Raw genomic sequence first — 12,697 nt, 5'->3', positions numbered from 1 at the left:
TGCCGATGCGAACTCTAGGCCGCACCGGCGAGAAGGTCAGTTTGTTGGCGTTCGGGGCCGGCAGCCGCTGGCTGGCTTACAAGACTCCAGACAAAGGCCTGCCCGCCCTCGATCGTGCGCTTAAGGCCGGAGTGACATACGTCGACTCGGCTGCCAGCTATGGCGACGGGCAGAGCGAGCAATGGGTGGGTGAGTATCTCAAGTCCCACAAGAAGAACTTCTTCCTGGTCACCAAGATCGGCGGCGACCGGTCTTTCGACGACACAATGCGCATTGTCGATCGCTCGCTGAAGAATTTTGGAGTCAGCCAGGTGGACCTCATGCACATTCACGCATTGGGCAATGAAGACGACCTGGCAAAGATCGAAGGGCCGAACGGCCAGCTGAAGGCGATGTATCAGCTGCGCGAGCAGAAGGTTGCGCGCTTCATCGGTATCACCTGCCACCAGAATCCTCAGGTGCTGAAGGCTGCGCTGGAGCACAACGATTTCGATTCGACGCAGATGGCATTGAATATCGCCCAGATCGGGAACGCGGCGCCCTCGGACAAAGCGGGACAGGGGCAGACCGGCGCCTCCGGATTCGAATCCGTAGCGATGCCGGTGGCCCTGAAAAAGAAGATGGGCCTCACGGCGATGAAAGTGTTCGCCCAGGAGAAGCTGCTGGGTAAGGCGGCACCCGAGATGCTGTTGCGGTATGCGATGTCGCTGCCGGTAACCGCCACCACGGTGGGCATGCCCCAATTGGAGCACATCGACTTTAATACGAACGTGGCGAAGAACTTCAAGCCGCTCAGCTCCGAGGAGATGAACTCCCTGCCGAAGAGCGTCTCAGCCCAGATGAGGGCATCCATCGATCATTTCTTTGCAGATCATGTGGATTGCTGAAGAGACGGTCCGCGAACTGGACCGGCCGGGGTCGAGAGACGAATTGGCACGTGTGGCGACCAGGGCCGCACGCGCCGCCAGCGGCGAGCCGATAGAGATCCTTTGGGACGGAATGTGGATTCGGCGGGCGGAAGGGATTTCATTCCCGGATCCCGAGCTATTCCAGACCGCACAGCCTCGCTGGGACCGCTGGTGTCACATGGCGACGAAATACGTGTGCGATGCTGACGACTATTGGTTTCACGTCTACAAGCCGAAGCTTGGCGATGTGATCGTCGACATCGGCGCCGGCCGCGGTGAGGATGTCTTCGCCTTTTCCCAGAAAGTGGGTTCAGAAGGGCATGTTTGGGCCATCGAGGCGCATCCGACGAACTACCGTGTTCTGAACCGGTTCTGTGAGCTGAATGGGTTGGCTAACGTTCAGACGCTCAATGTAGCCTGCGTGGATGTGCCCGCGCGGCTGCATATTGAGACCCTGCCCGTGTGGGAGTCCAACTTTGTGCGGAGCGGCGACGCGACGCCCACGAGTTTCCCGGTGGAGGGGGTGACGTTTGACAGCCTAGCCGCCGAGATGGGGCTCGACCACATCGACTTCCTCAAAATGAACATCGAGGGCGCGGAGCGTCAGGCGTTACCTGGTTGCCGGAACGCCATGATGCGAACCGCCCACGTGTGTATCGCCGCTCACGATTTCCGGGCGGGGCGAGGCGAGGGCGAAGATTTCCGCACGCTGGGCTTTGTGCGGGAGTTCCTGACGGACTGCGGATTTGAACTCATTACCAGGGACGAGGACCCACGCTATTACGTTCCTTACCACGTCCACGGCGTACGCCGGGATGCCTCAGGCGTCGACGATCTGGGCTCCTAGCCGCAGCAGCTTGCCCACGAGGTCCTCGTAGCCGCGTTCGATCAGGCCCGTATTGGAGAGCGTCGACTCGCCTTCCGCCACCAAGGCCGCAATCACATAGCTGAAACCGGCGCGCAGGTCAGGAATATTGATCTCGGCGCCGCGCAGCGGCGTTGGCCCCACGATCACCGCGCTGTGCTTGTAGTTGCGCTGCCCAAAGCGGCAGCGGAGGCCTCCCAGGCATTCCCGATAGAGTTGGATCTGGGCGCCCATGCGGTTGAGCGCATCAATATAGCCGAAGCGCTGTTCGTAGACGGTCTCATGAACGATGGAAACGCCTTCGGCCTGGGTGAGAGCGATGACGAACGGCTGCTGATAATCGGTCGTGAACCCGGGGTGAACGTCGGTCTCCAAGGCGGAAGAGCGCAGTTTCGCGCCAGCTCGCCAGAATTCTATGCCCTCGTTGGTTACCCGGAAATCACCGCCGATTTGCCTGTAGCGGTTGAGGAAGGTCATCATGTCCACCTGGCGCGCGTTGCGGACGAAGATTCGGCCGTTGGTGGCGATGGCGGCGGAAGCCCAGGAGGCGGCCTCAAGCCGGTCGGGGATGGGGGTGTGGTCAAAACCCCGCAGAACTTTCACGCCGATGATGGTTATGACCCGGTCGACGTCCACGCTGATGACAGCGCCCATCTTTTGGAGCACCATGATCAGGTCCATGATCTCGGGCTCCATGGCGGCGTTGGAGAGCTCCGTGACGCCTTCGGCCCGCACGGCGGCGAGAATCACCTGCTCCGTCGCGCCGACACTGGGGTAGTCCAGGCGGATCTTGTTGCCATAGAGCCGCTCGCAGGTCAGCAGCGCGTTGCCCGACTCGTCGTGCAGTTGGGCGCCCATGTCCTGCAGGGCGCGGATGTGGAAGTCCACCGGGCGGGTCCCGATGCGGCAGCCGCCGAGAGAGGGAACGGGCGCCTCGCCAAAACGGGCCAGCAGGGGCCCGCAGGTCAGGATGGGAATGCGGCTCTTGCCGGTGAATTCCTTGAGGACACTGCGCTCCATGGGATGGAGGTTGGCAGCGCAGATCTCGAGGACATCGGGGGAAGTGTAGGTGACCTCGCCGCCCAGGGCGGTGATGAGGTCACTGACGATCGCCACATCCACGATGCGCGAGACGTTTCTCAAGGTGCACCGCTCTGCCGTCAGCAAAGCCGCAACCATGATCTTGGGCAAGGCGTTCTTGGCGCCTTTGAGAGCCACCTCTCCCGAGAGAGGCTTGCCTCCGCGTAGTATCATCTGATCCGTCCCACGTGCAGTCGCCGAGGCCGACATTATTGGAACAGCTTCCGCTCCCGCCTCAGGAACGCGGGGGTGTCGAGATCATCCAGGGAAAACGCGTCGTCGTCGCCCTGCGGAGCCGGCTTCGGAGGCAACTGGGGCGGCAGTTCCGCTTCAGCGGCCTGAGGCTGCGCCTCGGTCTCTGGCTCGGCTTCCACATCGAGCGTCACGTCGGAATACTGTTCCTGGCCCGGCATTTCCACCGAAGTGAACATCGGCTCAGTCCCGGGCGGGAACTGCATGGAAGGGAACGGCTGCTGCGTGACCGGCATCAGGGTGCTGCTGGGCACTGCCGCGGGGGTGAGCACCTTGGGGGCACCGCTGCGGACCGCGGACACATGCGGCGGTTCCACGTGCTGCATATTCTCGCGCTGGAAGCCGGTGGCGATCACCGTGATCTTCACTTCATCATCCAGGGTGTCGTCAGGAACCAGCCCGAAGTTAATCTGGACGTCTGGGTTGCCGGTGGCCTCCCGGATGAGTTTGCAGGCGTCGTGCATCTCGTGCAGCGACAGGTTGCCGGAAGACGTGATGTTGAGCAGGATGGCGCGGGCGCCCTTGAGTCCGCCCTCTTCCAGCAGCGGGCACTGGATGGCGGCTTTGGCGGCTTCGACGGCCGCGTTCGGGCCTTTGGCCGAGGCCGTGCCCATCATGGCAAAGCCCATGCCCAGCATGATGGCCCGGACGTCGGCAAAGTCGCGGTTGATCAGGCCGGGTGTCGTGATGATATCGCTGATGCCCTGAACGCCCTGGCGGAGTACGTCGTCGGCCATGCGGAAGGCTTCGAAGAAGCTGGTTCCCGCCGGGACAAGGTCCACCAGCCGGTCGTTGGGGATCGAGATGACGCAGTCGACAGTCGCGTGGAGTTCCGCCAGGCCGCGTTCGGCCTGGTTCATGCGCCGTGGACCTTCAAAACTGAACGGCTTGGTGACGACGGCGATCGTCAATGCATTCAACTCTTTAGCGAGCGCTGCGATGACAGGAGCCGCCCCGGTGCCGGTGCCGCCGCCCAGTCCGGCCGCCACAAAAACCATGTCGGCGCCTTCGAGAACCTCGATGATTCTGTCGGTATCTTCCAGAGCAGCCTGACGGCCGATCTCGGGATCGGAGCCCGCGCCCAGGCCGTGGGTGATGCGTGTGCCGAGCGCTATCTTGTTGACGATCTTGGATGTACGCAGTGCCTGCGCGTCTGTGTTCATGACAAAGAACTCGACGCCGCCCACACCTGAGGCCACCATACGGTTCACGGCATTGGACCCGCCGCCGCCCACGCCGACCACTTTGATGCGCGTGCCGCCGAGCGTCTCGTCTTGGATTTCGAATTTTAAAGCGTCGAGGTCAGGCATGAGTTCCTTTCATTTTCCCGTAAACAGGCTCCAGATGCTCGGCCCGCCGCCTTTTTTGTCTTTGCGGGTCTGCAAACGGGCGGAGTACATGGCCAATCCGGCCGAAGTAGTCCAGACTGAACTGGACAAATCTTCGGGCCAGTCGATGATGCCCCGGGGGAATCCCAGTCGCGCCGGGCACCCCAGAACCTTTTCGGTCACCTCTACCATTCCTTCCAACTGCGATCCGCCTCCGCAAAGGACAACCCCTTCGCGCAGCGGCGTTTCCCGCGCATAGCGTATGCGGCAACGTTCCACGATATCGAACAACTGGACGGCACGCGCTTCCAGAATCTCGATCAGGTCGCGGCGATTGATCTCCCGGCCAGGACGGCCCGTTTCGGCGGGCAGCTCTATGACAATATTATCCGCCGTCAGCCCTAGCAGGGCACAGCCGTGCGCGAACTTCACCCGCTCCGCCTCATCAAACGATAGGGCCTTGAGTTCGCCCAGGTCGCGTGTGAAATGATCGCCCGAGATCGGAATGCCCATCGCGTACAGCAGGGCATCGCCATCATAGTACACGATGTGTGTGGAGTGGGCCCCGATATCCACCAGGGCAACCCCGCCCGCGCGCTCTTCGGGCAGGATGCTGGCGTAGGAGGCCGCCATTGCCTCGAATACAGTCTCTTCCACCCGCAGATGCGCCTGATGCACAGCACTGATCAGTGCCTGGTGTTCCTGCATCGAGGTGGTGATCAGCAACGCGTGGGCTTCCAGCCGTTGGCACTCAATGTTGAGCGGATGGGGGATGGGCGGTCGTCCGTCCACGGTGAAGTCCTGCGGCATCACCTGCAACAGGAAGCGGTCCTCGTCGAGACGCGCCCGGGCCGCCAGTTCCACGGCGTAAACGAGATCTCCTCTTTCAATTGGCCTGCGGTGGCCGAATTCGTACAACCCGCGGCCCTGCTGCGAGCGGGTCGACGGGCCGCCGACGCCCACCACGACGGAGCCGATCTGCTCTCCGGAACTGAGTTCGGCCTGCTGCACCGCCTGCCGAACTGTTTCCGCTACGGCCGACTGATCGGCAATCTGGCCGCGATGCCAGCCGCGCGAAATGACCGCCGAATGCCCGCGGTAGTGCAGGCAATTGTCGACGAGAGACAGCACGACGACGCGCGTCCAGGCGCTGCCAATGTCGAGTCCGACGGCGAGTTGTGGTTTCTTTGACACTTATTTCTTGTGGGCCCCGTCCGCGGGTTCGATCGCCGTGATGCGGCCTTCCAGGCTCACATCGAGAATTGCCCTGGGGGGCAAGCGGTCGCGAATCCCGTCATAGTGGCGGATAAAGATGTTCAGCCGTTCCAGGAACCGCTCGTTGCCGAGAATCAGGATCACCTGCTGGTCCTGCATCTGGTAGGTGATGCGGATGCTCTCCGGGTCGCTCACGTCGATCTCCGGGATGCGGTCGCGGAAGTCGCGAAGCTCATCCAGCATGCGCATCATCCGCAATACCCGCGCCCGGCGCACTTCCACGTCCTCGCTAACGCGCACGCCCGTCAACAGCGGCAGATTGGCGGGGACGCTGCCGCGCAGGCGCAGGATGACGCCGTCGGCATCGATCAGCATGGGCTTGTAGGTGACCGGATTTTCGAAATTGCCGGTGAATCCGGAGGCGACCTGCACGAAGGCCACCGGTTCCCGTTCGGTCACTTCCACATCGAGGTGGTTCGGCCAGATGCGGCGCACGCTGGCGTCCCGCACCCAGTCCACTGCCCGCAACTGCATCCGGCGGCGATCCGGGTCGACGTCGGCCAGACTGCGGCCCCGGTCGTTTTCAAAGACACGCATGACGGCGCTCTTGGATGCATTTTTCAATCCGCGCACTTCCACGCCTTCATCGCGGGCGCTGGCGCCGCGCGCTGGAAGGTGGAAACGCGGGTCGTTGGTGAGGAACTGCTCCCCCTGCAAGGTAATCCACGCGACAGCAAAGACGCTGACGACCAGCGACAAGGTCCAAAACGTAAACCGCAGGGCGGTACGAATCGTATCTCGCGAGACGACGTTGCGTTCGGAAGCAGGCTTCTGCTCCTCAATCTCTTCTTCCTGTTTCTTCCGTCTAGCCATCGGAAGATTCCTTTCTCAGCTTGGCCAGGAGCATTGGCCCTGCCTGTGTGACGCTGCCCGCGCCCAATGTCAACACGAGATCACCTGCTCTCAACTCGCCTGCGATCGCCTCCACAGACTGCGCCAACGAGCCTGCGAACCGGCAATCCGGATGGCCCTGCTGCCGTACTGCTTTCGCCAGCGCCTCCGAATTCACGCCCTCGATCGGCGACTCGCTCGCCTCGTACAGCTCAACGATCCGCACCACGTCCGCATCGCCGAAAGCCGAAGCGAACTCGGGCATCAACGCCTTGGTGCGCGTGTACCGGTGCGGCTGGAACAAGACGACTAAGCGGCCCGGCTGTGTGAGCCGCAAGGCTGCCAGCGTGGCCCGCACTTCGGTGGGATGGTGGCCATAGTCATCCATCACAGTAATGCCGCGCTCGGTGCCTTTGAGCTCCATGCGCCGTCCGGTGCCCCGGTAGGCCGCCAGGCCGGCTCGAATCTGTTCCAGCGGAATGCCCAGTTCCAATGCCGCGGCGATGGCCGCTGTGGCATTGAGTACATTGTGGCGGCCAAGGACGTTCAACTCGAATGTACCGAGGGCTTCGCCGCCGACTGTGAGGTGGAAGTGGCTGCCGGCCGTGCCGGTGATCACCTCTGATAGCCTGAGATGCGCGTCGGAAGATATGCCATACGTAACGACCCTGCGCCGGATCGCCGGCAGCACGCTGCGTACTTCGGGGTCGTCCACGCACAGGATCGCCGCGCCCCGGAACGAAACCCGGTTGGCGAACCGGACGAACGCCTGTTTGGCATTCTCAAACGTGCCGTAGTGGTCGAGATGCTCCCTGTCGATGTTGGTGACGATGCTGTAGGCCGGTGCCAGTTCCAGAAACGATCCGTCACTCTCATCACACTCGGTGATCATGAGATCGCCGCCGAGGCGGACATTGGAGCCGTCGAGGAAGGGGACGAGTGTTCCGATGAATACCGTGGGATCGACCCCCGCTTCCAGGGCAATGCAGGCCAGCATCGACGTGGTGGTCGTCTTGCCGTGGCTCCCGCCGACGGCCACGCCCTTGCGGCCCGACATCAGGTCCGCCAGCAATTCTCCGCGCAATACCACGGGCAGGCCGCGCCTGCGTGCTTCCACCATCTCGGGATTGTCCGGGCGCAGGGCGGACGTCACGATCAGGGCCGCTGTGTTGCTGGGCAGGTTCGCCGCCGCATGCCCTTCACACACACGAATCCCCAGCCGCTCCAGCCGCGCTGTGATGGCGGAGAGCTTCACGTCCGACCCGGTGACTGTGCACCCGCGGGCGTGATAGATCTCGGCCAGCCCGCTCATGCCGATGCCGCCGATACCCGCAAAATGCAGGGGCTGAGATTCAGAAAACATCCGGATACCCTATTGTTTCGGGCCTCCCGCGCTGTGTCAATGCGCGGAGAGCCGGCGGTTAGCCGCCGGAACCACTAATTTGAGTGGCTTTCCCCGTCCTTTTGCCGTTTGCGGCCGGCTTCCACCAAGACTTCCGCGGCCCGCAATGCCGCGCCCGGCCGTCGAAGCCCGCGGGCAGCCCGCGACAGCGCCGACAGATCCTCGGGATGATCCATCAGCCCGATTACCGTTTCGAACAGGCACTTGCCTGTCCACGCATTCTCAAGCACCACACGAGCGGCGCAGGCCCGTTCCAACGCTTCTGCGTTGTGCCTCTGGTGGTCGTCGGCCGCGGCAGGGAAGGGAACCAGCACCGCCGGCCTGCCAGCCGCAGTCAATTCATTCACAGCGCCTGCTCCTGAGCGGCTGACTACCAGGTCGGCCGCGGAGTACGCTGCCGCCATGTCGTGAATGAAGGGGATCACCTCGCCCTCCAAGCCATATTCATTGAACTCTTTGGCGAGTGCGTGGTGCTCGTCCGCGCCGCACTGCAACACGAATCGCACCCTGCGGCCGCTGTTCCGAAACAGAGGCCAGCTCTCCCTCGCTGCTCGGTTCAGCGCGCGGGATCCGCGGCTGCCGCCTGTCACCAATACGCTGAAGACCTCGCCCGGTTCGCGTGGCTGGATGTCGAAGAACTCCTGCCGCACTGGCAGGCCCGTGATTTCCGTCCGCCCCTGGGGGAAGTACTTCTTCGATTCCTCGAAGCCGATCAACGCCCGGTGCACGGTGCCGGCCAGCTTGCGCGAGACCAGGCCCGGCATGGCATTCGGCTCCATCACGACCACTGGCGTCCCACTCAGGCTTGCCGCGAGCATGACCGGTGCGGCCACATAGCCGCCCATCGAGAAGACCGCTGCCGCGCGGCGCGATTTTAGAATCCGCCAGCTCTTCCAGATGCTGAGCGGCAGTTGCGCGATGGTCTTAAGCGTCTGCCAAACGCCGACACGCTGCAGGCCGCCGATCTCGATCCACTCAATGTCGAAGCCCGCCCGCGGCACAATTGTCGCTTCCAGGCCACGCCTCGTCCCGATAAACATCGCGTCGTGGCCCAGGCGGCGCAGTTCGGACGCTACTGCCACGGCTGGAATCACGTGGCCGCCCGTACCTCCGCCTGTCATCACGAACAGCAGGTTCGAATCCTCCCTATTCCGCCGTCGCTCGGTCGCCCACGCTCATCAACAGGCCGATGGTGGCCAGCGTGCAGATCAGCGCCGTGCCGCCGTAACTGATCAACGGCAGCGGGATGCCCTTTGTCGGCGCCATGTCCAGGACCACACTCATGTTGCACAGGGCCTGCACCGTCAACACCGACACACAACCGAGGGCGATGTAGCGCCCGAAGGGATCCGGTGTGAGCCAGAAAAGACGCAGGCCGCGCCAGAAGACGTATAGGTAACCGGATAAGAGCAACAGGCAGCCCACCAGCCCCGTTTCCTCGCCCACTACACCAAAGATGAAGTCAGTGTGCGCTTCGGGAAGGAAGCCGAGCTTCTGATTCGATTGACCCAGCCCTACTCCGGTCAGACCGCCGCTGCCGACCGCAAGCTTGGACTGCCGGGGCTGGTGATCCGCATCGCGAGCCGCCTTCGTGGAGGCCAGCCTTACCGCCAGCCAGTGGTAACGCGGATTGGTGTTGATCACCTCTTCCGTCAGGCCGAAGAAGGAGGTCACGCGAATCAGCCGGTAAGGCTTCTGGATGATGAAGCCGACGCCCAGCAGGGCCACAAGGCAAAGTGTGAGGTAGAAGTAGCGGCGCTCGATGCCGGCTACGTAGAAGATGATCACAGCCGGCGCCAGGATGATGGCCGCTGTGCCTAGGTCGCCGTAGCCGATCAGAAGTGTCAGCCCGCCGACTACGAGAGCCGTTGGGATGATCGTGTAGCGGCTATTGATGATGTCGCCTTGACGCGAGACAAACCAGGCGAGAAACAGGATCAGCACCGGCTTCGCGATCTCACTTGGCTGGAACTGGCCCAGCCCGGGAAGCCTGTACCAGCGGTGCGCCCTCGGATCGGCGACAATTACTCCAACCAGCAGCATGATGGTGATGCCCAGGGGAATCAGGATCCAGAGAGGGTGCTGCAGTTTCCGGTAATCCATCCGCTTCAACACCAGCATGGCCGACACGCCGATGAGCGCGGCCACCAGTTGCCGTGCCGCAAACTCCCAGGTCTGCTTGTTGTAGTTCACCTCGGCCACTACCGAAGATGCACTGTAGACCATCATGAGGCCGAACAGCAGAATCAGCATCGTTGCGCCAAACAACTTCCAATCGGTTCGGATGCAGGTGGACATCGTCTAGTTCTCCAACTCTTTTACTAAGTGTTTGAAGACTCTGCCTCGTTCTTCATAGCCAGAAAACTGATCAAAGCTGGCACAGGCCGGCGCCAGTAAAACTGTGTCGCCCGGTTGGGCTTCCCGATGTGCGAGCGCCACGGCATGGGCAAGATCCCCACAGCGCTCCAGACGTACCGCATCGCCCAGGTGTGCCGCGATTTTCTCAGCCGCGGCCCCAATCAAGAGCGCTGCCTTTGCCCGGTTGTGTAGGAGGTCGCGTAGCGTAGTGTAGTCGCTGTTCTTGTCTTTGCCGCCGAGAATGACCCACAGGCCGTGGTCGAACGATTCCAGCGCCTTCACCGTGGCATCCACATTGGTCGCCTTGGAGTCGTTGAAATAGGCGGCGCCGTTGACGGTCCGGACATACTCAATCCGGTGTTCGACACCTGGAAACGTCATGACCCCTTCGCGGATCGAGGCCAGTGGTGCTCCTGCCAGATGGGCCGCGCACGCGCCGGCCAGAACGTTTTCGAGGTTGTGGCGTCCACGCAGCTTCACTTCAGAGACCGCCATGAAGGGAACTCCGTCAGCCGTCAACTGGTCACCCTCGCGATAGAAGCCTGGCTTCACGGCCCCACCCGCGTGGAACCAGCGAACCTGAGCCGCCGTCAGCTTCGCGTAGGCTACGGTGGGTTCGTTCTCCGCATTGAGGACGGCGAAATCAGAGCCGGTTTGATTGCGGAAGATCCGTGCCTTGGCCGCGGCGTAGTTCTCAAAGGACCCGTGCCGGTCCAGGTGGTCCGGCGTCACGTTCAATGCAGCGGCGATCTTCACATGCAGCGTGTCCGTCGTCTCCAACTGGAAGCTGGAGAGTTCCAGGACGTTCCACTTTCCGTCGCTGGAATCGTTCACCATGGACGCCAGCGGGGTGCCGATGTTGCCGCCTACCTGGCAGGGAATACCGGCCGTTTCGAGGAGATGTCCGACCAGCGCCGTAGTCGTAGTCTTGCCATTGGCGCCGGTGATGCCGATGATCGGGCCGCGCAGAAACCAGGATGCCGCCTCGACGTCGCCAACCACCTTGACGCCACGAGCTGCTGCTTCTTCAAATAGCGGACGATTGGGCGTTACACCCGGAGAGAGCACGGCCAGATCGCAGCCGGCGAGGGCTTCGGGTCCCTGGGGGACAAACTCCACTCCGAGGTCCGGCAGGTCCGCCGGAGCCTTCACATCTGATGCCCGCACCACGGCTCCGTGGGCGTGCAGTAATCCGATCGTCGCCAGACCGGACTTGCCCATGCCGAAGACTGTTACGCGAGCTCCTTCAATGTTCATGATTCCTTACCGCAGTTTCAGTGTCGTGAGTGCGAACAAGGCCATCACGAGCCCGGCGATCCAGAAACGGACGACCACCTTCGTTTCGTCCCAACCCTTCTTCTCAAAATGGTGATGGATCGGTGCCATCAGGAACACTCGCTTCCCTCTGGTCTTGAAGCTCACTACCTGGATGACCACGCTCAACAACTCAATGACATACACACCGCCGATGAAGATCAGGAGAATCTCCTGCTTGATCAGCACCGAAACGATGCCCAGGCTGCCGCCCAGGGCAAGGGAGCCGACGTCCCCCATGAATACTTCCGCTGGATGAGCGTTGTACCAAAGGAAGCCGAGCGACGCACCTGTCAGAGAAGCGCAGAAGATAGTCAACTCGGCCGTGCCCGAAAGCCGTGTCAGGCCGAGATAGTGCGCGAACTGAGCATGGCCGCTGACATAGCTCAGGATTGTCATTGCCCCGCTGGCTACAATCATCAGGCCCGCCGCCAGCCCGTCCAGCCCATCCGTGAGGTTCACGGCGTTCGACGAGCCCACAATGACGAAGAATAGGAAGCCGAAGAAGAAGATGAACGCCAGCGGATAGGTCCAGGGATTGCCCAGCAGCCCTGGAATCAGCAGATTGGGCTTCACGTTCTTGAGAAACGGCACGTTCATGGCTGTGTCGTACAGCCCCTTGGAATGCAGGACCAGCAGCCAGACCCCAAGGCAGACCATCATGAGAATCTGCAGCAGCAGCTTCTGCCTTGCCGTTAATCCCAGGTTGCGGGCCTTTTTCACCTTTGCGTAGTCGTCGAGGAAACCGATGATCCCGTAGCTGACCAATCCGAACAAAGCCACCCACACGTATGGGTTTCGCAGATTCGTGAAAAGTAAGGTTGGGATGATGACCGAGGTCAGAATCAGCAGCCCGCCCATGGTCGGAGTGCCTGCCTTCTTCTGATGGCTCTCAGGCCCCTCTTCCCGAATGTGCTGGCCGATCTGAAGCGACTGCAGGCGCCGGATGAACCATGGCCCAAGCAGAATCGAGAGCAGCAGGGCCGTAATGCTGGCCGCAAGTGTACGAAACGTCACGTATCCGAAGATGCGAAACGGCGTGAACTGCGGAAACAGTTGCTCGTACAGCAGCCAGTACAGCATT

At 62.0% G+C, this 12,697-nt stretch carries 11 protein-coding genes; 2 read left to right on the top strand and 9 right to left on the bottom strand.

The features are described from left to right. Nucleotides 1–5 precede the first annotated feature (5 nt). Nucleotides 6–887 (top strand): aldo/keto reductase, encoded by an 882-nt coding sequence (locus IRI77_RS17310; protein WP_228486784.1) that lies wholly within the window; start codon nt 6–8, stop codon nt 885–887. Continuing rightward, on the top strand, nt 874–1,755 hold the full coding sequence (locus tag IRI77_RS17305) for an FkbM family methyltransferase (RefSeq protein ID WP_194453285.1): 882 nt from the start codon (nt 874–876) through the stop codon (nt 1,753–1,755). Before IRI77_RS17310 ends, IRI77_RS17305 begins: the two co-directional genes overlap by 14 nt. Here IRI77_RS17305 and murA read toward each other — a convergent pair. The 9 genes from murA to mraY form a co-directional block, all read right to left on the bottom strand. Then, nucleotides 1,729–3,027, bottom strand: coding sequence for a UDP-N-acetylglucosamine 1-carboxyvinyltransferase (gene murA, locus IRI77_RS17300; protein ID WP_228486783.1), 1,299 nt, complete (start codon nt 3,025–3,027; stop codon nt 1,729–1,731). The two genes, IRI77_RS17305 and murA, sit on opposite strands and share 27 nt — an antisense overlap. A 35-nt stretch (nt 3,028–3,062) precedes the next feature. Further along, nucleotides 3,063–4,415 (bottom strand): cell division protein FtsZ, encoded by a 1,353-nt coding sequence (gene ftsZ / locus IRI77_RS17295; RefSeq protein ID WP_194453283.1) that lies wholly within the window; start codon nt 4,413–4,415, stop codon nt 3,063–3,065. Between the two features lie 9 nt (nt 4,416–4,424). After that, nucleotides 4,425–5,627 carry a cell division protein FtsA gene (ftsA, locus tag IRI77_RS17290; protein WP_194453282.1) on the bottom strand — a complete coding sequence of 401 codons (1,203 nt, stop codon included), beginning with the start codon at nt 5,625–5,627 and terminating at the stop codon, nt 4,425–4,427. After that, nucleotides 5,628–6,521, bottom strand: coding sequence for a cell division protein FtsQ/DivIB (locus tag IRI77_RS17285; RefSeq protein ID WP_194453281.1), 894 nt, complete (start codon nt 6,519–6,521; stop codon nt 5,628–5,630). Continuing rightward, nucleotides 6,514–7,902, bottom strand: a complete 1,389-nt coding sequence (gene murC, locus IRI77_RS17280) for a UDP-N-acetylmuramate--L-alanine ligase (protein WP_194453280.1) — start codon at nt 7,900–7,902, stop codon at nt 6,514–6,516. The genes IRI77_RS17285 and murC overlap by 8 nt, the downstream gene beginning before the upstream one ends. Before the next feature lie 74 nt (nt 7,903–7,976). Further along, nucleotides 7,977–9,062 (bottom strand): undecaprenyldiphospho-muramoylpentapeptide beta-N-acetylglucosaminyltransferase, encoded by a 1,086-nt coding sequence (gene murG / locus IRI77_RS17275; RefSeq protein WP_194453691.1) that lies wholly within the window; start codon nt 9,060–9,062, stop codon nt 7,977–7,979. Nucleotides 9,063–9,087: 25 nt separating this feature from the next. After that, a complete protein-coding gene (locus IRI77_RS17270; protein WP_194453279.1) occupies nt 9,088–10,239 on the bottom strand; it encodes an FtsW/RodA/SpoVE family cell cycle protein in 1,152 nt (383 codons plus the stop codon). 3 nt (nt 10,240–10,242) lie between these two features. Then, nucleotides 10,243–11,556: a UDP-N-acetylmuramoyl-L-alanine--D-glutamate ligase gene (gene murD, locus IRI77_RS17265; RefSeq protein WP_194453278.1), complete on the bottom strand. Its 1,314-nt coding sequence runs from the start codon at nt 11,554–11,556 to the stop codon at nt 10,243–10,245. A 6-nt stretch (nt 11,557–11,562) separates the two neighbouring features. Further along, nucleotides 11,563–12,696, bottom strand: coding sequence for a phospho-N-acetylmuramoyl-pentapeptide-transferase (gene mraY, locus IRI77_RS17260; RefSeq protein ID WP_194453277.1), 1,134 nt, complete (start codon nt 12,694–12,696; stop codon nt 11,563–11,565). Between the last annotated feature and the right edge of the window lies 1 nt (nt 12,697).

The sequence above is a fragment of the Paludibaculum fermentans genome (assembly GCF_015277775.1).
GTDB lineage: Bacteria > Acidobacteriota > Terriglobia > Bryobacterales > Bryobacteraceae > Paludibaculum > Paludibaculum fermentans.
Note: the sequence above shows the minus strand (reverse complement) of the source record. Positions and strands in the feature narration are given on the sequence as shown.

Coding starts and splice junctions, on each gene's coding strand:
- murD (WP_194453278.1), bottom strand. CDS start 11,556: ATGAACATTGAAGGAGCTCGCGTAACAGTCTTCGGCATGGGCAAGTCC.
- murC (WP_194453280.1), bottom strand. CDS start 7,902: ATGTTTTCTGAATCTCAGCCCCTGCATTTTGCGGGTATCGGCGGCATC.
- IRI77_RS17310 (WP_228486784.1), top strand. CDS start 6: ATGCGAACTCTAGGCCGCACCGGCGAGAAGGTCAGTTTGTTGGCGTTC.
- IRI77_RS17270 (WP_194453279.1), bottom strand. CDS start 10,239: ATGTCCACCTGCATCCGAACCGATTGGAAGTTGTTTGGCGCAACGATG.
- IRI77_RS17305 (WP_194453285.1), top strand. CDS start 874: ATGTGGATTGCTGAAGAGACGGTCCGCGAACTGGACCGGCCGGGGTCG.
- murA (WP_228486783.1), bottom strand. CDS start 3,027: ATGATACTACGCGGAGGCAAGCCTCTCTCGGGAGAGGTGGCTCTCAAA.
- ftsZ (WP_194453283.1), bottom strand. CDS start 4,415: ATGCCTGACCTCGACGCTTTAAAATTCGAAATCCAAGACGAGACGCTC.
- murG (WP_194453691.1), bottom strand. CDS start 9,062: ATGACAGGCGGAGGTACGGGCGGCCACGTGATTCCAGCCGTGGCAGTA.
- mraY (WP_194453277.1), bottom strand. CDS start 12,696: ATGCTGTACTGGCTGCTGTACGAGCAACTGTTTCCGCAGTTCACGCCG.
- IRI77_RS17285 (WP_194453281.1), bottom strand. CDS start 6,521: ATGGCTAGACGGAAGAAACAGGAAGAAGAGATTGAGGAGCAGAAGCCT.